General features: G+C 55.4%; 18 protein-coding genes. 3 read left to right on the forward strand and 15 right to left on the reverse strand.

Features of this window, described 5'->3' with window-relative positions; genetic code table 11:
* Positions 1 to 620 precede the first annotated feature (620 nt).
* The 7 genes from FHS18_RS10495 to FHS18_RS10525 form a co-directional block, all read right to left on the reverse strand.
* Complete coding sequence (locus tag FHS18_RS10495; RefSeq protein WP_183599797.1) at positions 621 to 986, reverse strand: hypothetical protein; 366 nt, start codon at positions 984 to 986, stop codon at positions 621 to 623.
* 335 nt (positions 987 to 1,321) lie between these two features.
* Positions 1,322 to 1,963, reverse strand: a complete 642-nt coding sequence (locus tag FHS18_RS10500) for a nitroreductase family protein (protein ID WP_183599799.1) — start codon at positions 1,961 to 1,963, stop codon at positions 1,322 to 1,324.
* A 32-nt stretch (positions 1,964 to 1,995) separates the two neighbouring features.
* The gene (locus tag FHS18_RS10505; RefSeq protein WP_183599801.1) at positions 1,996 to 2,328 is read right to left on the reverse strand and encodes a 4Fe-4S dicluster domain-containing protein; all 333 of its coding nucleotides are present in this window, start codon (positions 2,326 to 2,328) and stop codon (positions 1,996 to 1,998) included.
* Positions 2,325 to 3,932: an FAD-dependent oxidoreductase gene (locus FHS18_RS10510; RefSeq protein ID WP_183599803.1), complete on the reverse strand. Its 1,608-nt coding sequence runs from the start codon at positions 3,930 to 3,932 to the stop codon at positions 2,325 to 2,327. Before FHS18_RS10510 ends, FHS18_RS10505 begins: the two co-directional genes overlap by 4 nt.
* A 333-nt stretch (positions 3,933 to 4,265) precedes the next feature.
* Entirely contained in the window at positions 4,266 to 5,633 is a 1,368-nt protein-coding gene (locus FHS18_RS10515) for an ABC transporter substrate-binding protein (protein WP_183599805.1), read from the reverse strand.
* Between the two features lie 32 nt (positions 5,634 to 5,665).
* Complete coding sequence (locus FHS18_RS10520) at positions 5,666 to 7,522, reverse strand: sensor histidine kinase (RefSeq protein WP_183599807.1); 1,857 nt, start codon at positions 7,520 to 7,522, stop codon at positions 5,666 to 5,668.
* Between the two features lie 15 nt (positions 7,523 to 7,537).
* Positions 7,538 to 9,142 carry a response regulator gene (locus FHS18_RS10525; RefSeq protein WP_183599809.1) on the reverse strand — a complete coding sequence of 535 codons (1,605 nt, stop codon included), beginning with the start codon at positions 9,140 to 9,142 and terminating at the stop codon, positions 7,538 to 7,540.
* Between the two features lie 239 nt (positions 9,143 to 9,381).
* Here FHS18_RS10525 and FHS18_RS10530 point away from each other — a divergent pair, with 239 nt between their 5' ends.
* The 3 genes from FHS18_RS10530 to FHS18_RS10540 are packed head-to-tail and all read left to right on the forward strand — an operon-like array spanning position 9,382 to position 10,835.
* Positions 9,382 to 9,828, forward strand: a complete 447-nt coding sequence (locus FHS18_RS10530; protein ID WP_183599811.1) for a hypothetical protein — start codon at positions 9,382 to 9,384, stop codon at positions 9,826 to 9,828.
* Position 9,829: 1 nt separating this feature from the next.
* On the forward strand, positions 9,830 to 10,063 hold the full coding sequence (locus tag FHS18_RS10535; protein WP_183599813.1) for a helix-turn-helix transcriptional regulator: 234 nt from the start codon (positions 9,830 to 9,832) through the stop codon (positions 10,061 to 10,063).
* A gap of 49 nt (positions 10,064 to 10,112) precedes the next feature.
* A complete protein-coding gene (locus FHS18_RS10540) occupies positions 10,113 to 10,835 on the forward strand; it encodes a DUF4386 domain-containing protein (protein WP_183599815.1) in 723 nt (240 codons plus the stop codon).
* Between the two features lie 92 nt (positions 10,836 to 10,927).
* On the opposite strand, the gene FHS18_RS10545 is transcribed toward FHS18_RS10540, so the two are convergent.
* The 8 genes from FHS18_RS10545 to FHS18_RS10580 form a co-directional block, all read right to left on the reverse strand.
* On the reverse strand, positions 10,928 to 11,371 hold the full coding sequence (locus tag FHS18_RS10545; protein ID WP_183599817.1) for a F0F1 ATP synthase subunit B family protein: 444 nt from the start codon (positions 11,369 to 11,371) through the stop codon (positions 10,928 to 10,930).
* Between the two features lie 155 nt (positions 11,372 to 11,526).
* Positions 11,527 to 13,824 carry a 5-methyltetrahydropteroyltriglutamate--homocysteine S-methyltransferase gene (metE, locus tag FHS18_RS10550; RefSeq protein ID WP_221401278.1) on the reverse strand — a complete coding sequence of 766 codons (2,298 nt, stop codon included), beginning with the start codon at positions 13,822 to 13,824 and terminating at the stop codon, positions 11,527 to 11,529.
* Between the two features lie 136 nt (positions 13,825 to 13,960).
* The gene (locus tag FHS18_RS10555; RefSeq protein WP_183599819.1) at positions 13,961 to 14,866 is read right to left on the reverse strand and encodes a LysR family transcriptional regulator; all 906 of its coding nucleotides are present in this window, start codon (positions 14,864 to 14,866) and stop codon (positions 13,961 to 13,963) included.
* Positions 14,867 to 15,069: 203 nt separating this feature from the next.
* Positions 15,070 to 16,368 carry a 6-phospho-beta-glucosidase gene (locus FHS18_RS10560; protein ID WP_183599821.1) on the reverse strand — a complete coding sequence of 433 codons (1,299 nt, stop codon included), beginning with the start codon at positions 16,366 to 16,368 and terminating at the stop codon, positions 15,070 to 15,072.
* Positions 16,353 to 17,345 carry an N-acetylglucosamine kinase gene (locus tag FHS18_RS10565; protein ID WP_183599823.1) on the reverse strand — a complete coding sequence of 331 codons (993 nt, stop codon included), beginning with the start codon at positions 17,343 to 17,345 and terminating at the stop codon, positions 16,353 to 16,355. Before FHS18_RS10565 ends, FHS18_RS10560 begins: the two co-directional genes overlap by 16 nt.
* Before the next feature lie 144 nt (positions 17,346 to 17,489).
* Positions 17,490 to 19,163, reverse strand: a complete 1,674-nt coding sequence (locus FHS18_RS10570; RefSeq protein ID WP_183599825.1) for an extracellular solute-binding protein — start codon at positions 19,161 to 19,163, stop codon at positions 17,490 to 17,492.
* Positions 19,164 to 19,222: 59 nt separating this feature from the next.
* On the reverse strand, positions 19,223 to 20,116 hold the full coding sequence (locus tag FHS18_RS10575; RefSeq protein ID WP_183599827.1) for a carbohydrate ABC transporter permease: 894 nt from the start codon (positions 20,114 to 20,116) through the stop codon (positions 19,223 to 19,225).
* 19 nt (positions 20,117 to 20,135) lie between these two features.
* Entirely contained in the window at positions 20,136 to 21,026 is an 891-nt protein-coding gene (locus tag FHS18_RS10580) for an ABC transporter permease (RefSeq protein ID WP_246427607.1), read from the reverse strand.
* Between the last annotated feature and the right edge of the window lie 53 nt (positions 21,027 to 21,079).

The following is a 21,079-nucleotide window of genomic DNA, read 5'->3' on the forward strand; positions in this document are numbered from 1 at the left end:
GTCGGCTAGGCGTTACCGCTGCGCCGTTTGACACCTTCATGTTAGCAAGCGCTTACAAGTTGCGGCAATTCGGAAAATGATTGGATTTGGGGGAATATGATTGGATGAGGGGGAAAAGGGCTGCGCCCTTCTAAACCCTTTTAGTTCGCCTCCCCCACCCCTCCAACGGAGGGGATGCAAGCTTATGCTTCCGATGCCAGTTTTCCTTCGGAAAACTCTTAGCACACCCATAATTAGCGTGACTCGTGACGCGGCCGTCTTCGATGTTTCCTTTCGACGTTGGCTCGCGTTGTCCAGCGGATTGGTTTGCAAGTCAGTTAGACTTGCAGCATTCCGCTAAGTGGGACAAAGCTCTTGTTCGAGCTTCGTACGCAACGGGTTGCCTTGGGGAGCAGACCTGTATATTCATGCCTTCGTGCATACTGCTAGCTATTCCCCGCTTTCGTCCGCTTCCTTGATGAATGCTGTGCTTCCTATCGCAAGCACTAGCAGATCAACGTGCGGACACGCTTTACTCTAAATCACAACTGTTTCTACCAAAAAAATTACCTCATAAGAAAAACCGCCAATTACGCATTGGCGGTTTAAGTAATAGTGTTATTTAATTGATTTGTATTCCGTTAAAACCCGTCGGATGAACCGACGAAGCTGAGCTCGGCTTGCGTCTTGCCTTGGCTGGTGACCAGGTTGCCGAACTCGTCCAGGCCGAATACGGAAAACAACACTTCCGAGGAAGACGAATTGACTTGAACCTCGTAAGCGACGTTCCCGGCAATGAAGAATTCTCTCACGTCAAACGAATCCGTGGCGACGACATAAGAAGACGCATACGCGGTGTAGAACGTCACGCCGTCGACCGAAGCGAAGATTTGGATCGTTATCGTCGTAGGTGCCGAAGTGTTCCAATTGCGCGTATTGACCACGATCGTGGAAGCCGCCGTTCCCGTTGCCCGGGTGTTCGTAATAATGCTGGTGGAGTATCCCATTCTTGATCCCTCCTTCATCTGAAGCCTAACAGAAAAGATAGATGCGCAACCCGAATCTATCAAACTCTGCTAGATACCATATGTTGGATGTATCAAAGGGGAACGGCTGCATGCAGCGATGATACGTTCTCCCGGTTGATCGCCATTCTTCGCTTCCCCCACCGTTTCATAGGCATATGTACAGTCTGATTCGAATCCAAGTCCGGCGGATAGCCGTTACGTTCTGCTGCGCTGCCGATTCGCGCTTCGGAATAAAAAAGGCCTTGTTCACCCGCGAAACGGGATTACAAGGCCTCCGGCTGCCCGGTAGGAATGGTTGGCTGTCGTTACAAGGGTTACTCTTCGATACTCGGCTTCGTGGCCGGAATGGCGATTAAGCTTTCCGCCAGCGGACGGCGGGAATTCGGCTTCTCCCGCTCTTGCAGCGCTGCATCCAACTGTTCCGCTTCTCCCCTGTATCCGAGTGCGATAATGGCGTGAAGTTCGATATTGTCCGGCACTTGGAGCGTCTCGCGCGCCTTGATCCGGTCGTAGCCGCCGACGGCACGGGTCGATAATCCTAGCAGCCTGGCTTGAAGCGCCAGAATTCCCCATGCGGCCCCCGTATCGAAGGCATGAGCGCCATTCGGATCGCCGTTTGCCCGCTCTTTGGCCGAGGCGAGGAGAACGAGCACCGGCGCATGGTCCGTCCAAAGCCGGTTATTCGGCTTGATGAAAGTGCGGAACGTCTCATGTTCTTCTTCGCTGCGGGCGACATAAAAGCGCCACGGCTGCTCATTGCTCGATGAAGGCGCCCAGCGCGCGGCTTCCAATATCGTGAATAACGCCTCGTCCGTTACGGGTTTGTTCGTGTAGGCACGCGGAGACCAGCGGTTCAGAATCAGCGGATGCACCGGGAACTCGGGGTTTCGGTTCTCCGCGACTTCTTGTTCATAGGCATCAGTGACGGATGCGACTGCATGGAAGGATTGACTCATGGATATGACCACCTTATTTACGTAATTTGGCGTTAGAAATTGGTTCGTTTCGATAATTCGACCATGAAGGCGTGGCTCGACACCGGCTTGCGCCCTTTGCCCCAGCCGACCTTCTCCCGATAACCGCCGAGCAGCCCCTGCCGCTCGGCCTCTTCCTCCGAGATCAGCGTAAGGCCTTCGGCATCCGGCGCCACATAGAGCGCATCGACCGGGCAGTACAGCTCGCACATGAAGCAAGTCTGGCAGTCGCTTTGTCTGGCAATGACCGGTATTCCGTCTTGGACACGCTCGAACACGTTCGTCGGGCAGACGTTGACGCACTGGTTGCAGCCGACGCATTTCGTTTCACTCAAGACCTCGATCAATGGGTGACAACCTCCTTGCCGACGGATTCGGTCTTCACATACACGCGATCGAGTCCGCCGCTGATGAGGCGGTAATGCTGCTCATTATCTTGCTGCGGGAAGTCCTCGCGCTTGTGCATGCCTCTTGTTTCCGTCCGCGCTAGGGCCGAGCGATACATCCAGCGCGCGGTAGCGGTCATCGCCGCCGCTTCGCGGGTTTTGACGGCATCGTGGCGATTGACGGCGTGGCTGCGCAACTCGTTCCATATATCGTCGAGACGTTCGAGTGAACCCTGCAGCCCTTTTTCGGTGCGGAAAAGGTTTTTATCGTAAGGCCGCACCTCATTTTGCACCGCGCCAACGACCTCCTGCACATGGTTCGCCGCTTTCGCATCTTGCTTGCCATGATCGTCAAGCGTCTGGGAAGACAAACCTCTCAGGAGGCGATCGGCTGCATGCGACCCCAGGCGCTGCGCATAGACTGCCGCTCCTTCTCCGGCAAAGGAGCCCGACGACATCGCCCAAGCCGCATTATGGCTTCCTCCCCCGGTGAAGCCGCCGCAAATCAACTCGCGCGTCGCCGCGTCGCCTGCCGCATAGAGACCGGGGATCATCGTAGCGCACGTCTCATCCACGATGTGAATGCCGCCCGTACCGCGAACCGTGCCTTCAAGCCGCAGCGTGATCGGAAACTTGTCTCTGAACGGGTCGATCCCGAGACGATCGAACGGCAGGAAGAAGTTCGTCTGCCCCACGCGCAGCAATGGCTCCAGATCCGCGGTCGCCTGATCCAAAACGGCATATACCTGGCGGCCTTCCAGTAAGTTCCGCGCGATGATGGAGCGGCCGCGCTGAGAACCGGCTCCTTCAACCTCCGTACCGTCCTCATAGTAGAAGCTGGCGTACTTGTAGTAAGCCGTCTTCGTCACGGAAGAGAACGTAGGCGAAATCGCGTACGCGTTCGAGAACTCCATGCCCGATAGTTCCGCTCCCGCTTCCGCTGCGAACAAATAGCCGTCGCCGGTCAGCACGTTGCAGCCAAGCGCCTTGCTGAGGAAGGCGCATCCGCCTGTCGCGATAACGACGGCCCCTGCTTGAACGCTCCATGTCTGGCCGGTCTGCGTCCTCACCCCTGCCGCGCCTCCAACTCCGTGTTCGTCGGCTAGCAGCTCCAGCGCCGGGCTGTGATCGAGAATGGCGACGCCCGCTTTCTGCACAAGCTTGCGCATCAGACGCATATATTCCGGCCCTTGAAGACCGCGGCGGAACGGAGTTCCGCTATCGTCGAGCGGGAATGGATAGCCCCAAGAGCCGAGTTTGTTCATATTGTCATAGGTACGGTCGAGCACCCGGTTCATCCATCTGTCTTCCGCTAATTGGCCGCCGAGATGAAACCGGCTTTGCTTGGCCTCCTCGCGCAGATGCTGATCCGGCTTTACATACCACACACCTGTCCCTGATGGCGCCGTCGCTCCGCTGGAGCCGCAATAGCCCTTGTCGACGAGCACCACCTTGGCCCCTTTCGCGGCAGCGCTGAGCGCCGCCCATGTTCCTGCAGGTCCCCCGCCGATGATCAGAACATCCGCCGTGAGATAGACCGCACCCGTTTTCGCAACTCCGCTCATCTCGAATCCCTCCCGATTTCGAACCTGCTTGCGCGCTTGGCATGCGGAAATAAAAAAGACATTCCCTTAGCACGAGAATGTCTCCGTTTGTACGGAAGCACGATTTTATTTCCACATGACGAGCGCTTCGCCTTCATCACCGCATGAAAAAGAGGCTTCCGATATCGATATCGAAAGCCTCCATCCAAATGGTAGACCCAACATTTAGTTTACAATTCCTACCCGTTTACTGTGGTATGAATTTAACATGTTAGCCGTTTTCTTGTCAAGCAAGTATTATTACGCGTCTGTCGACGGTGATGGAATGACAGCGCAGCCTCGTGCGTCAGAGGCTCACGGATAAGTCCCCTTGAACACGTCATCGATCGCATCCTCCACATCCGCGAACGCTTGCTTGACGCTTTTCTTCCCGAGGAACACCTGATCGAGCGCTGGATTCAGAATGGCATTGATGGCCTCGATATTCTTCAAATAATAGTCGTACGAGTTGACGCCGTTCAGCAGCGTCTGGCGCATGACGGCATCTTCGTAGCCTTTCGGATGTCCGGGCCGTTCTTCCGCCCATTTGGCGATCAGATCCGGCTCCGTATAATAGTCCTTTAAGAGCGGCATCCATAATCCGCTCGCATGCATCTCGATCGCATGTTCCGCATCGATCAGCCACTTGAAGAACAGCCATGCTTCCAGCGGATGCTTCGTCGTGGCGGACATGACGATCGGTTCGCCGAATTGGACGGTGGTGCTTCGCTTCAGCTTCGGCAACACGCCGACGCCATAATTGACGTTCGCGGTGCCAAGGTCAAGCTGAATCCATTGGCCGTCGAGATCCATCGCGACCTTCTTGCTCTGCAGCGCCAGCATCGGTTGGGGCAAATTCTTCTCCTGCAATGGGGAAGGCGCCACATGGTGCACATAGATTAAGTCGGCCAGTTTCTGCACGGCTTCGATAACGGCAGGATCCTGCAGATTCATCCGGCTCCCGTCCTTCGCGATGATGCTCGTCTCGTTGGAAGGCACGAACAGATGCCACATCCACGTGTTGAACCGGACGCCGTATTGTTCGATATGATCAGGATCGAAGTTCGGACTTCGCGCATCGTTGCCGTTCCGGTCGATCGTCAGTTTCTTCGCCGTCTCGACGAATTCGTCCCATGTCCAGGCTTCCTCTGCCTTCACCGGCGGCGGCGCAATGCCGGCTTCCTCGAACAGATCGGCGTTGTAATAGAGGGCAAAAGCTTCTTCCGCGACTTTCACGCCGGCCACTTTGCCTTGATCCCAAGACATAATGGCATTGGGAATAAGCGAGCTTTCGTTAATGTCCGGGTCTGTCGCAAGGAACTCGTTCAGATTGTACAGCTTGCCCTGCTCCGCCCACTGAAGGGCGGTATGCTTGTATAGCATGAACACGTCAGGCGCCCGATTGCTCGCATACATGGTCGTCAGCTTCGTCACGTAATCGCCTGGCGCATAGACATACTTCACCGTAATCCATGGATATTTCTCCATGAACTTGGCGATCATGGCTTCTTGCGCTTTCCGTTCATTCACCGAGCCCCAGAACGCGTAGGTCAAGGTGACCGGCTGTTGGCTGCCGCCTGTGATGGCGTATCCGCCGTCCGTTACCGGTTCGGCCGCTTCCTGCCGGCAGCCGGCAGTTATCAGCGCAAGAGCCAATATAACTAGTGCAACTAATCGCTTCATGGCGGTCTGCTCGCCTCCTCTGGCCGCTCGCTTCACGAGATTCGAGTCGCTTCGCCAGGACCTTGGCGGCGTCCCAGCCGTATGACGATTCTCGTTCCTTGCTCTTTGCCGGCCTGAATATCCACCCCATAACTTGCGCCGTAGAGCAGCTTAATGCGTTTCTCGACGTTCGCCATGCCGGTCGATCGTACCTCGCCTCTCCTCAGCTTCTCCAGCCGGTCCTTCGGAATGCCGCAACCGTTATCCTCCACGGTAAAATAGATCGCGTCCGGTCCGCTCCAGCCGCGGATCACGATGCTCCCGCCTTCTTCGAACTCGGCGAGCCCATGGATGATCGCATTCTCGACGAAAGGCTGCAGGAACAGCTTCGGCACGTCGAGGTCCAGCAGCTCTTCATCCACGTCGATCCGGGTCTCGATCACATTCTCGAAGCGGCTCGACATAATGTAGATATACTTGTTCAGCCAGTCCAGATCGGTCGCTAGCGGCCAGGTTTCATTCTTGTTGCGCGTCGAGGTCTGCAGCATCTCCGCCAGATTGAGCATAATCTTGCTCATCTCCTGCTGGTTGTTCTCGACCGCGATCCAGTACAGCGTCGTTAACGTGTTATAGAGAAAATGCGGGTTCAGCTGCAGGTTCAGCGCCATCAGCTCGGCTTCCTTCTCCCGCAGTCTCGAGGCGTAATTCTCCTCGATCAGCGTATGGATTTGCCCGTTCATCTGATTGAACATGCGGATCAGCTCGCCAAGCTCGTCGCGTCCATGTTCGGGGATGCGCACGCGGAAATTGCCGAGCTCCATCATCTTGATCGCTTTTTTGATCCGAATAATCGGCTTCGTGATATAGATCGACAACAGATACGCGAGCAGCACGGAGACGAATAGCATCGCGGCCAGGAATAGAATGGAGTAATACCGCAGCGACTTCAAATCCGACAGTGCGTCCTCCACGGGAATTTCGATGTAGGACATCCACCCGGTACTTTCCATTCGGTGGAAGCTGATCAATCGTTTACGGCCGTCGATGACCTTCTCGAAGCTGCCCGTCCCCAGCTCGAACGCTTCCTTAATCCACGAAGGCGCCTGCCTGGTTCCCGCCAGCTGCTCATCCGAAGCGACGATGACCGAACCGTACGCATCGACGACTCCATAGGTCAGATGCTGCAGCTTGCTCTTGCGTACATAATCCGCGAACAGCTTCTCCACATATTCCGTCCTGAAGCTCAGCATGAGAACAGGTCTGCGCATATCCGCCGGGAGCGCATGAAACACGCCCTGCTCATCGATATAGGTGAGATTCAGCTCCTTCACCCCGGATATCAGCTTCTCGTATTCGTAAGTAAAACCTTTCATCTTCTGCTCGCCGAACGTGTCGGCGAACGAATAGGTCGGCACCCAGACGAGATCCCCCTGGTTCATGATCGACATGCGGTACAGATCGGACTGGAAGAAGCCGTCAGGCGGCACGTACATGCGGGCCGCGTTGCCGTACGCGTATTCGGGGGTCAGGATGAAGGAAGAGTAGATATCCGAATCGCCGCCGAAATATTGGAACAGGATCGACGTGATCCGGCGGTCCGCCTTCACCTTGGATTCGTTATCGCGCTGATCGACCGACATGATCACCTGATACAGCTCATTATCGATCGGCAGCACCTCGCTTTTGGCTTGAATATCGAGCAGTTTCTCGTCCAGCAGTTGGTTGTTGTTCAGCACGATGTTGCCTAAACTTTCCTGCACGTTCTGCAGCATATTGCGCGCGCTGATCTGGTAATAGGCAAAACCGAGAATAAGGATGATGAACGTGACGAGCAAACAATACGAGACGATCAGTTTGATCCGGAATTTGGCATTCGCTGCGAGATTGAGCGTTGTGCGAAGTATGCGCATGTTGGTCCTCGGCAATTATGACGTGAAAGTACGGCGGAATTCGTCCGGCGAATGCAGGAACATCTTTTTGAACACCTTGTTGAAATACTTAATATCTTTGTAGCCGACCGCCTTCGCGATGTCGGCGACCTTCTGGTCGGACTGAAGCAGAAGATGCCGGGCGCGCTGCATGCGCGTCTTCACCAGATAATCGGTGAACGAAACACCGAAATGATTTTTGAACAGGATGCTGAAGTACGAGGCATTGTAATAAAAACGCTGGGCCACCAGATCGAGCCCGATATCTTCGTGCAGATGCTCTTCCATGTACTCCTTGCACTTGGTCATGATCCATTCGCTTCGCGCTCCCTTATCCTTCTTCATCTGCTGAATGATGTCGGTCAGCAGCCGCGCGGCCGCCGCCTTCATGTCCTTCGCCCTGCGGGCAGCTAAGATCTCTTGATCGATCCGCTCCGTCAGCTGCCGGTAACCCGCATCGTCGATGACAAGCTCCGCGCGCTTCAGGCAGGCAAGCAGCAGCTGGATGACGCTGCACTTGAGTCGGAATGGCAGCCCGTAGCCTGCCGCGAGACGTTCCAGTATATCCGCGAGCGTCAACAAAGCAAGCTCCGTATTGCCGCTCGTCACCGCTTCTTCAAGAGGAAGCGACTCTTTGGCGGCGGTAGCCGACGGATCGGCAAGCGACAGCTGACCCGCATGTGCGGAATGCGCCAGCCACATGCCCTCATGATAGTAGAACAGGTAGAGCAGCGCCTGCCTGGCCGTGCTGCAGCATGTGCGGATATCCGCCTCCAAGCATGCGCTCTCGGCGCCGATGCCCGCTCCGATGACTCGATTGTACATCTGCCCGAGTTGTGCGAGGGCGTTACGCAGCTTCTCTAGTCCCTGGGCTTCGGCAGCGCCGAACTTCCACTTGGCGATGACGTACATATGCTCCTTCTCGTGTTCAGGCGACAGAACGACCGCATCGGCGTACGGTCCCAGCGTCTGTTGGACTGCCCGCTTCAGCATTTGTCTCCATTCGTGCTCGTCTTGAGAGGCTGCTGTCGGCCAAGTCTCCAAGATGATTACATTGCCCGGTCCAGACGAGTCGAAGGCGGCTTGCACCTCGCTATACTCCGCGGGCTGCAGCTCCTCTGTCATCCACCGGTACAGCAGATGATCGATGTAGACCGTCTTCGATTGGGCCAGCTGTTGGGACAAGCTGTCCGCGGCTGACTGCTCCATGCTTTCTTTGCTGATCTGACGCTCGAGCTGAACGAGAATCGGCTCCAGATGGTCGGGACTCACCGGCTTCACCAGATAGTCCTTCGCGCCGAGCCGCACCGCCTGTTGGGCATACCCGAACTCATGGTATACGCTTACAAAAACAACTTTCGGCAATTTCGAGCCATCTTGATGAAGATGCTCCACAAACTCGATGCCATTCACAATCGGCATCTGGATGTCCGTAAAGACGATATCGGGCGGCTTGCGATGGGCAAGCTCCAGCGCTTCCTTGCCGTTCTTCGCTTCATGTACGCGATAATCCGGACGCAGCATTCTTACCATAGCGGCCAAACCGCGTCGCTGCTTCGGCTCATCGTCCACGATCAATATTTCAATGGGATCTGTTGCCATGCTCGAACCCCCTAGATGTTTATCGACATCTACCCTTTCCCTATATTGTAAAAGGTTCGGGCGGCACTTGGAATGCACGAATCGGAGATTTTCGTTAGAAAAGGGTAAGATCATTGGATTCTTAACCGTGGATTTACCCACAATGTAAAGTTGACTTGACACCATGAATGGTTTGAATTACATTTAGTATACAGTATTTTACTTTTGACTACTCCCTATTACGGAAGGAGGTGTTAACGATGACGTATCAGGAGAAGAAAAGCATCGTATCGGTGGTCAGCACCGTTCTCATCTTCCTGATCTATTGCTTGTACAGATATCCGCAGCGACCGGAATTCGGTCTCGATTCGACCGATACTTTCCGTTATTGGGGCTCGTTCGTGCTCGTTCTCACGATCGTGTCGATTCTCGCGCACATCGTCATCAGCATCGGGTTCACGATTATTTTCCGCATCACGACCAAGGAGAAGGAACCGGGATTCGCCGACGAACTGGATCGACTCATCGAGCTGAAGTCGCACCGCAACTCCTTCTTCGTGTTCATCCTCGGATTCGTGCTGGCGATGGGGGCGCTTGTTCTCGAACAGCCATCGGACATTATGTTCATCATCTTGATCGCCGCCGGATTCTTATCCGATCTGACGGGCTCGATCAGCAAGCTGTATCACTACCGGAGAGGAGTATAAGATGGGCAACAATCTTGTCGGCAATCACATCCGCAGATTACGATTCGAACATAACGAGATGACCCAGCAGCAGTTGGCTGACAAGGCGGGCGTAACGAGACAAACGATCGTGGCGCTGGAGAAAGGGAACTATTCGCCCTCGCTGGAGCTTGCATTTCGTATCGCGCTCGTATTCGATTTAACGATTGAAGAGGTGTTCTTCTACGGCGATCCGTCAGATAGGTCAGCAAGATGAAGAGGCCAATAGTAACCACTCATGCATTCCATACAAAGGGGATAGCCGAATGAATTCGAATCAGAGAACTGCGAAGCTAGTTGGCGTGTTTTTTATCGTTGCTGCCGTAACGGCGGTAATGGGTCTTGCCTTGTACGATCCGATCTTGAACGGTCCCGATTATCTGATCCATGGTGCCGAGCATGGCAACAGGATCGTGCTTGGCGCGGTCATGGAGCTGCTGCTCGTCGTGTCGGCGATCGGTACGGCAACCACGATGTTCCCCATTCTGAGGCGATATAACGAAACGATCGCGCTCTGGCATCTCTGTTTCCGATTCTTGGAAGCCATCGTCATTACGATCGGCGTCGTCAGCGTCTTATCGTTGTTGACGTTAAGCCGCGAGTTCGTCGCGAATGGCGCTGCGGATGGCTCCGTATTTCAACCAGCCGGTACGTTGATGCTCGCCATTCATGACTGGACGTTCATGCTCGGTCCCCTGTTCATGCTGGGCATCAATACGATCATGTACAGCTACATCTTCTATCGCACCAAGCTCGTTCCCCGATTCATCCCAATACTCGGCATGACCGGAGCGGTATCGGTCTTCGTATGCGCCCTGCTCGTCATGTTCGGCGTTATCGAGCAAATTTCGACTTGGGGCGGCATTCTGGCAGTTCCCGTGGCGGCGAACGAAATGATACTGGCCGTGTGGCTCATTGCGAAAGGTTTTAATGAGAACGTCATCACCTCCCTATCTGTTAAAAAGAAATCCGCCATGATACCGCTCTAGGGTATTCGCGCCTTACACGCAAAAAACAGCCCCTCGCAAGGCTGTTCCCGGGTCAATCATCTATTGAAACTGCTGCGCTTGCTCGTCTTCCGTTACTGCCCCTTACCATGCTCGGTAATCTTGGCGGCAATCGTCCTTGCCATCTCATAGGCATCTTCCCGAAGCTTCTCTGCGGCTTCCCTTCTCTCGGCCTCTAGCGCTTCGATTGCGTCATGCTTCACGATTGCCGCTTCGTGCTTGGCGCTTGCCAGGATCTGTTCGGCCGTGTGGCGGCTTGCCGTTACAGTCTGGTTCAAGAGAGATTGCGCTTCGCGCTTGGCGTTCTTGAGCGTCTGTTCCTGCTCTTGGATGAGACGGCGCACTTCCTGCTGGCTGCTCCTGGCCTGTGCTTGCTTGTCTTCTACCAACCGCTTGCGCTGCTCCATGACGGCGAACAATGGCTTAAAACAAAACCGGTTCAGCAGCCCATACAAAATACCGAAAACAAAAATAGCATAAATGAACGAGACGACGTTAAAATACTCGATCTTCTCCACCCCTTTACGTTGTTTTCAGCACGATTATAACATGGGTTAAAGCGCTTTATTTGGTTTATATTTACAAATTGGTGTCGTTTATGCATCGACCCGATGAACGATAAGAAGACCGGATCCTCACGATGAGGGCCGGTCTTCGTTTTGTCTCGAAATCGTTACACGGTTACTTCTGAACCTGCATGCTTCGCTCTTGCCGCCTTGGTCGCAGCGACCATGTTGCGCAACGATGCAGCCGTCTCGGCAATGCCGCGCGTCTTCAATCCGCAGTCCGGATTGATCCAGAACAGCTTCGGATCCAACACGCGGAGCGCACGCTCGATCATCGCGGTCATCTCGTCTATCGACGGAACGCGCGGGCTGTGGATATCGTAAACGCCGAGCCCGATGCCGAGCGGATACGTATGGTGCTCGAAACTTTCGATCAACTCGCCGTGGCTGCGTGAAGTCTCGATCGAGATGACGTCCGCATCCATCGCTTCGATGGAGTCGATCATATCGTGGAATTCGCAATAGCACATATGCGTATGGATCTGCGTCGTATCCGCAACGGTGCAGGTCGCGGCACGGAATGCTTTAACCGCCCATGCCAGATAACCGGCATGCTCTTCCGCCTTGAGCGGCAATCCTTCGCGTACCGCCGGTTCGTCGACCTGGATCATGCCGATGCCCGCTTGCTCCAGCGCCTCGACTTCTTGTCGCAGCGCGTAGGCCAGCTGATACGCGATCTGCTCGCGCGTAAGATCTTCGCGAACGAACGACCAGTTCAAGATCGTGATCGGGCCGGTCAGCATGCCCTTCACCGGACGGTTCGTCTTGGACTGCGCATATTGCGTTTCTTTCACGGTCATCGGTTCTACGAAAGCGACGTCCCCATAGATAACCGGCGGCTTCACGCAGCGGGAACCGTAGGATTGCACCCAGCCGTTCGACGTGAAGGCGAACCCGGCCAGCTTCTCGCCGAAGAATTCGACCATGTCCGTCCGCTCGAACTCGCCATGCACGAGCACGTCCAGCCCGATCTCCTCCTGCAGTTTCATCCAGTAATCGATCTGTTCATGAATGAATGCCGCATACTGCTCTTCGTTCCATTCCCCTTTGCGCCATGCTTGGCGGGCCTTCCGCACCTCGGCGGTCTGCGGGAAGCTGCCGATCGTCGTCGTCGGCAAGAACGGAAGATGCCAATGCGCTTCTTGGGCGGCGTGACGCGCTGCGAATGGCTGGTTGCGCTCCGCAGGTACGGCTGCGATCTGCGCGGCAGCGGCTTGGATATCAAGGCGGCTGCGCGCTTCGGATTGCTCCAGCGCTTCAATCGCGAGCTTGCTCGCTGTAAGGTCTTCCGCGATCGCGCTAGTGCCGGAAGACAGGCCGCGCGCCAGCAGTTCCACTTCCGCCAGTTTCTCGTCGGCGAAGGCGAGTGCATGAAGCAGTACCGGCTCAAGCTTCGTCTCTTGACGCGTCGATACCGGCACATGAAGCAAGCTGCACGAGGATTGAACGATTAGCCGGTCAGCAGGCACGATTGCCGCCAATTCGTTCAATAGGTCGAGCTTGCCTGCCAGATCGGCTTTCCAGATACCGCGGCCGTCGATGACGCCGGCACCCAATACTTTGTCTTGCGGGAATCCGTACTTCCGAATCGCTGCCAGGTTGCCCGCCAAGCCGTGAACGAAATCCAGGCCGATGCCTTTGACCGGAAGCGACGTAAGCGCCTCATACTGGTCGACGGCTTCAAAATAAGTCTGGACGATCAGATTCACGTTCGGCGCTGCCGCCGCCAATGTCGCGTAGACGCCTTGAAGCTGTTCCAATTCGCCTTTGCTCAGCTTCGTGACCAAGATCGGCTCGTCCACCTGCACCCATTGGACTCCTTCTGCGCCAAGTTCTTGCAGCAGCTGCGCGTACAGCGGCACCAGTTTGTTCAGCCAAGCTTGAGCTTCTTCAGCCTGGTAACCTTTGGACAGCTTGAGGAAGGTTAGCGGACCGACGATGACCGGCTTGCCTTCGATACCAAGCTCTTCTTTCGCCTCGCGGTAAGCAGCCAGGGCCTTGTTCTCGGTCAATACTGGAGCGGCGTCGCCAAGTTCCGGAACTATATAATGATAGTTCGTATTGAACCATTTGGTCATTTCGCACGCCGTCGCTTCTGCCGTGCCGCGCGCCATCCCATAGTAGACGGACAGCGGTACCGGACCGCCGGCATAATCGAACCGCTTCGGTACGATCCCGAACATCGCAGCCGTATCCAGAATCTGATCGTAATAACTGAAATCGTTCACCGGAATAAGATCGATTCCGATGGCTTGCTGTTTGCGCAGATGCGTCAGACGAATTTGCTTCAATGTCTCTTGAAGCTCCGCTTCTTCGATCTTGCCGGCCCAGAAAGCCTCCAGCGCCTTCTTCCATTCCCGATTCTCCCCAATACGCGGATAACCCAATACGCTGCTTTGTACCATAATGCCATTCTCCTCTCGACTTTGGCGGGATATGTCTCCCGCTCCTTCGCGTTAAGGAAAAGATAGCATGGCATGCTTGATATAGCGTAACGCCGAATTCCTATTGCCAGTCATAGCCAAAAACTATAGGGCAGCGCTAACGGGTCTGAATCGCCGTTTCCAACGCCTCGATGTACGCTAGCCCTAGCTTGGACAACGTTACATTGCGGTGGCTGATCCAACCGACATTGATGGTGTCATCGCTCTCGAGCGGGACGGGGATAATCTCGTTGCCGTTCAGATCCGAACTGAGCACGCCCGTCGAGATCGTATAGCCGTTAAGTCCGATCAGCAGATTGAACAGCGTGGCCCGGTCATTGACGCGGATGCTCTTCGGATGCGTGAGCGTGCTCAGGATTTCCTCCGCGAAGTGGAACGAATTGTATTCGCCTTGGTCGAAGGACAGATACGGATACGGTTCCAAATCTTCGATCGTCACGATGGATTGCTTGGCCAGCGGATTATGGACGCTGATGAAGACATGCGGCTTTGCCACGAACAGGCTCGTGAACTGGAGCCCTGCCGTCTGCAGCAGCTTGTTGATCACTTTGCCGTTGAACTCGTTCAAATACAAGATGCCGATCTCCGACCGCATGTGCCTGACGTCCTCGATAATTTCGTATGTCTTCGTCTCGCGCAGCGCCAGTTCGTATTCGTCCTGGCCGTATTCCTTCACCAGACTGACGAAGGCGTTAACCGCGAACGCATAATGCTGGGTCGATACGGAAAAATGCTGCGGCGACGGCTTCGCGTTCCGGTACCGGCTCTCGAGCAGCTCGGCCTGCTCGACCACTTGCCGCGCATAGCTCAAGAATTCGACGCCCTCCTTCGAGAGCGTAATGCCTTTGTTGGAGCGCTCGAAGATCGTAATCTGCATCTCCTCCTCCAACTCGCGTATCGCATTGGAGAGGCTCGGCTGCGAGATGAAGAGCCTTTTGGCCGCTTCGTTAATGGAGCCCCGATTGGCTACCTCGATAATGTATTTCAACTGCTGCAGCGTCAAGGCAGAGTCCTCCCGAATGATGGATTGAATGTTTGATTGAATATTGGATTGAATGCTGGATTGAACTTGGATGTTCCCTTTATCGTATCACAGATCCGGCCTGGAATGGACGGCAGTTACGTTAATCGGCCGCATGTCAAAAAGGCCTGCGCGCGAGGGTCATCGCGAAAGCAGGCCTTGCTAAACAATAACCTCTAATCGATTCAGAAAAATTGCGGCAAATACGCCTTGTTCCGATCCAGCATCTCGTCAAGCATGGCAGAAGCGGCATTGACCGAATCGATCAACGGGTGATTCGCAAGAGCGAGGAGCGCCGTCTGCCGGCTGCCCGTCACCGCGGCTTCGATGGCCAGCTGCTCATAGGCTTTGACCGCCTGGATCAAACCGACGGCCGCATGCGGAATGGTCGTGACCGGCTGCACGATAGGTCCGTCTTTCGTTACCTTGCAGTTCACCTCGATACATGCGTCATCCGGCAGGAAAGGAAGCGCGCCATCATTGCGGACGTTAAGCGTCTGAATATCGCCGGTATCGTTGTACAAGGCGTTCATCAGATTAACGGCTGCCTCCGAGTAATAGGCCCCTCCCCGCTGTTCCAATTGCTTGGGCTTCTCCTTCAGCTCAGGATCCTTATACAGCTCGAACAATTCATCCTCCAGCCGTTTTACCGTCTCCGCGCGGCTTTCGCCTTTGGCGGCCGCCGCTTTCTGGTCGGCCAGCATCTCGCGGTGCAGATAGAAATACTTCAAGTAATAGGACGGGATCGCGCCAAGGGAGCGAATGAGCTCCTCGTTCCACCCTAACTGGGGAACATTGCTGGCCGAATAGCTCGCTCCGCCGCCCAACAGTTCTTCCAACTTCGATTCGCCGTCGATCGTAATGCGGCTGATCCAATGCAGATGATTCAGTCCGACGAACTCGCATTCGATCCGATCCTGCCCCGCGCGATACAACGAAGACAGCCACTTGTATGCCGCTAGCGGCGAATTGCACAAGCCGATCGAGCGGATCTTCGTATGCTTCAAGATCGCCTCGGTTACCATGCCGGCCGGATTCGTGAAGTTGAGCAGCCACGCATCCGGGCAGAGTTCCTCCATATCCTTGCAGATGTCGAGCAGCGCGGGGATCGTCCGAAGCGCCTTCATCATCCCGCCTGCTCCCGTCGTCTCCTGCCCGAGGAAATCGTATCGGAGCGGAATCGTCTCATCCCAACCGCGCGCTTCCAGTAATCCGACCCGAAGTTGCGTCAGAACGAAGGAAGCGCCTTTCAGAGCCGAGCGACGGTTCAAGGTCAATTTCAAATCGATCGGAAGGCCAGAGGCTTCAATCATCCGCTCGGCAAGCTGACCGACGATCGACAACTTGTGCTTCCCTTGCTGAATATCGATAAGCACGATCTCGCGGACAGGGAACGTTTCGTAATTGCGGATAAAACCTTCGATCAGCTCGGGCGTGTATGACGAGCCTCCCCCGATGACGGCGATCTTCAATCGGTTATCCATTCGGTCGTAAGCTCCTTTACTGCCAAATCTTGACACAGCTGCGCATAGATCGGGGAATCGGCATGCGTGCCGCTGCGCTCCATGGCCAGCAGGATGGCGCCTGCAACCGGTTCCATATCCAGCACGCGCAGCGAGCATCCCGGCGCCTCAGCTTGCACGATCGGTTCCAACACGGCGGCGATATGCCGATTGTCGCTTCGCGTCAGCACGCTGCCGACCATGACCAAATCGAACGTGTCCGCGCCCATGTTCAGCTTGCGTATGACCGCGCTGGCCGCCAATCCCAGCTCGCGTCCTTGCCGCTCCAGTATCTGTCTAGCCGGCGCGTCTTCGTCCCCCGCTTCGAACAGAATCTTCGCGAGCGTGTGGGGAACGCGCTTGCCTTCGTCCAGATAGTGGTCGAACATCGCCTGAACGTCCGGATAGCCTAACTCGCTGAGCGTGAGCTGGGTCAGCCGGGTCGGTTCCTCGCGTCCCTCCCAAGCGCGAATGACGGTGCGGAACACTTCCACGGCCAGCTCGCCTCCGCCGCCGAAGTCGCCGAATTGATAGCCGAATCCGCCGACCTGCAAGCTTTGGCCCCGGGCATTGACTCCGAAGCAATTGGTGCCGCTGCCGCAGATGACGACAACGCCGTCCGGCTGCCTCGTTCCGGCCCGAAGCCCGATGACCGTATCGCACACCACGTCATGACGAGGGAATCCGAGGTTGGCTACGAGCGGACGCAGAATCGTGAAATCCGCCTCCCGGTCGGCACCCGCCAATCCGAACATGGCAAAGTCGATGTCGGCAATGGTCACGTTAGCTTCCTGCATCGCTTCTTGGACCGCTTCGCGTATGCTGCGCTCCGCTACCTCCACGCCAATCTGATGATTGCCGCAACCGCTGCGCCCCCTGCCGATAATTCGTCCCTGCTGATCGGCGACAACCGCTATTGTCTTGCTTCCCCCGCCGTCTACGCCTAAGTAATAGTTCAAGTCTGATCGCTCCTATTTGCAGAATGAGGATGATGAAGCCGACGCGCCACTCGCGGGATTCTTCGATCCTTAAGATCGAAGATGCGAAAGGCGGCCGGCCTCTGAATGAGAGCTAATTTCCGTTATCCGTTGTCATCTAATGGCTTACTGGGTACCCAGCTTCTGCCGGTTCTCCTGCCACTTCGCCGTCTTGAAGGCAAGCAGCTTCTCGTAGCCGGCCTTCTTCGCGTCGGCTTCCGCCTGATCGAGAATGGCGCTGACTTCTTCATCGCTTCCCGCATTCTGAACCGCCTTGGCACGCGCCTTCTCATAGATTTCGAGGATTTGCTGAGCCGCAATGCCTTCTTCCGTATCGCCGGCCGGATCAAGATTGACGTATTCGGTCGTATTGAATTGCGTTTTCCACGTAATCTCCGATTGCCATCTGGTCTCCCAGTTCTTCTTCTCCGCCGGCAGCGACGATTCGAATTTCATCTTCGCGTTGTCGACGTAGACGGTGTTGCCGTTCCATTGGAAATTGACGGTCGAGTTCATCAGTTCGTCGCGGCCCTTCGTGTCGCTGGTGAACGCATCGGTGAAGAGCGGTTTGTCTTCTTCATCCACGCCATCCCAATACAAACCTTCCGGTCCCCACATAATGGTGCGCTGTCCTTCCGGACCCGTGAACCAGTCGAGGAAAGCAAAGATCGCTTCGGGATCCTTCGCGGACTTCGTAATGACGCTGACGTTCCAGCCGAGCTGCTTGTAATCGCCCGGGAAAATCTTGTTCTTGTCGAGGCCTTGCTTATGAACCGGCCAGACCATGATGTAGCCGGCATTAGGATCCTGCTGCGTCAGCGCCGCATTGCCTTTCGCGCCGAATTCGGTCGGACTCGAAGCGACGTAGACGGCGACGTTGCCGGTCACGATCTTCTGCTCGACTTGTTCCAGCTTCTGGGTGAACGTGTCTTGCGAGATCAGCTTCTCGCGGTACAGCTTGCTAATATATTGGAGCAGCTCGCGATAGACCGGATCGGTGAACAGCGATGTCAGTTGATCGCCGCTGGGCACGGCCATCATCGTATTGAACGTATAAGGCCGGTTCTCGGCGAAGGCGGATACCATGACGTCGAGTCCTGCACCCGTTTGGCCGAGTTCAAGCGGCACGACGTTCGGATATTTTTCTTTGACCAGCTTCAGATAGTTGTACAGATCGTCTGTCGTCTCGAGGCTAGGACTGCCAAGCTCTTCGTAAATTTTCTTATTCACGAGGTAACCGGCATTGCCGTTCGGCTGCGTCGTGTACCAGTTCGGGAATTGATACAGCTTGCCGTCCGGTGAACGCAGCATATCCAAGGTAGACTCGCCGGCCCATTTTTTCAAATTCGGATACTTGTCGAGGTAGTCGTCGAACGGCACGAGCATGCCTTCCGCGCGCAGCTGCTCCACATCCGGGCCGCGCTCCATCCAGATCACGTCCGGAAGCTCGCCAGATACGATCATCGTCGACATTTTGTTCTTGGCCGCCCCGCCGGAACTGACCGGAACGACGTTCACTTTCTTGTTCTCTTTAATCCATTTGGTCGCCAGATCAGCGCCCCACTCCGGCATCGTGTACCAGTCATAGTGCCCGTAGAAGGAGAACTCGAGCGGTTCTTTGCCCAGTTCATAGACGCTGCCGCTGTCCCCTTCGTTCTTCGCCGTCTCGTTGGCAGGTTCACCGTTGCTGCTGTTGTTAGGCGCATTCTCTCCATTCGAGCCTGTACAGGCCGACAGGACCAGTACCAGCATGAGCATGACTGACAGGGCTACAAGCAAATTGGATTTTCTTGTTCTCATCGCCTTAACTCCCTTCCCCACCATCATCTATGGTCAAAGCAATTGCCTTAAACCCGCCTCTATTCTTTCAGCGAACCGATCAATACGCCTTTGACGAAATACTTCTGCACGAACGGATACACGCATAGGATCGGAACGGTCGCCACCATCATCGTCGCCATGGACAGCGACTTGGTCGTCACGGCGCGCATTTTGTTCAAGCGTCCTTGCGCAGCGGAGTCCATATTCTGCATCTGGTCGAGCATGATGTTCGAGTTCAGGATTTGCTGCAGCTTCGTCTGAATCGGCAGCAGGTCGACATTGGAGATATAGATACTCGGCGCGAACCAATCGTTCCAATGGTAGACGGCCGTGAATAGCGAGAGCGTTGCAATGACCGGCCCCGAAAGCGGCAAAATGATGCGCATCAGGACACCCCAATTCGATGCCCCGTCGATCTGCGCCGATTCCTCCAGCTCGTATGGCATGCCCTTGAAGAATGTTCGGAAGATGATCATGTTCCACACGCTGATGATCCCCGGCACGACCATGACCCAGAACGTATTCATCAGGTGAAGCTCGCGGATGAGCAGGTAGGTCGGGATTAGTCCTCCGCCGAAGTACATCGTGAAGATGCTGGCCACCATATAGAATTTACGGCCGATCAGCTCCCGCTTCGTCATCCCGTAGGCAAAAATCGCGGTGGCGACGATCGAGGCGAACGTGCCGACTGCCGTACGCAGCACGGATATGATAAACCCGTCGATGAGCCGGTCATCCTTGAAGACCACATCGTAGTTCTGCAGGGTGAATTCACGCGGCCAGAACGTGACGCCGCCGAGCGACGTATCGCTGCCCAGATTGAACGAGATGACCGCGGCGTTCCAGAACGGATAGAATGCGACGAAGGCAAGCACGAACAATACGAGATAATTGAAGCCGATGAATGTCCGGTCTCCACGTGTCAAATACATGCGCTGCACCTTCCCTTCCTCACCATAGGCTGTTCCCCGAACGTCTTGCCGCATAGTTCGCGAAGGCAAGGAGCGCGATGCTGATCAATGCTTTGAACAATCCGGCTGCGGTCGCGTACGAATAGCGGTTGTTCTGAATGCCGACCCGGTATACATACGTGTCCAGCACGTCGCTTACGTCCTTGAGCACCGGGTTGCTGGCAAGCAGTAGGATGTCTTCGAAGCCCGCATTGAGCAGATTGCCGATCGCCAAGATGGAGAAGACGACGATAACCGGAGTAATCGAAGGCAGCGTAATCGAGAACATCTGTCTCAAACGGCTTGCGCCGTCCATCGAGGCGGCCTCATACAGCTGCGGATTAATGCCGGCGATCGCCGCAAGGTAGACGATCGACGTGAAGCCGATCTCTTTCCATACATTGGTGGCGACCAGAATGCCCCAGAAATAATTCGGTTCCGACATAAAGTTGATTGGTTCATCAATTAAATGCAGCTTCTCGAGCAGGATGTTCAAGCTTCCGTTATCGGTCGACAGAATCGAGACGATGAAGCCGGACACGATGACCCAAGAGAGAAAGTGAGGCAAGTAGCTGATCGTCTGTACGGAGCGCTTGAACATCCGGCTGCCCACTTCGTTCAGCATCAGCGCCAGCACGATCGGTGCCGGGAAGCCGATACACAGCTTCAGCACGCTGATGACGAGCGTATTGCGCATCACCGTCCAGAATTCCGGCGCGTGGAAGAACATCTCGAAGTGCTTGAACCCGACCCATGGACTGCCCGAGAACCCTTTGAACAAACTGTAATCCTGGAACGCCATCAGGACGCCGTACATCGGTATGTAGCTGAATACGAAGATGAACAAAATGGCTGGCAGCACCATGAGCTGTACGTCCCATTGGCGGAACATCCGGATGATCAGCAGTGGCTTACGGACCGATTCATGCGTCGGCTTATCTGCTG

Origin of the sequence: Paenibacillus phyllosphaerae (genome assembly GCF_014192105.1) — a bacterium.
Lineage (GTDB): Bacteria > Bacillota > Bacilli > Paenibacillales > Paenibacillaceae > Paenibacillus_Z > Paenibacillus_Z phyllosphaerae.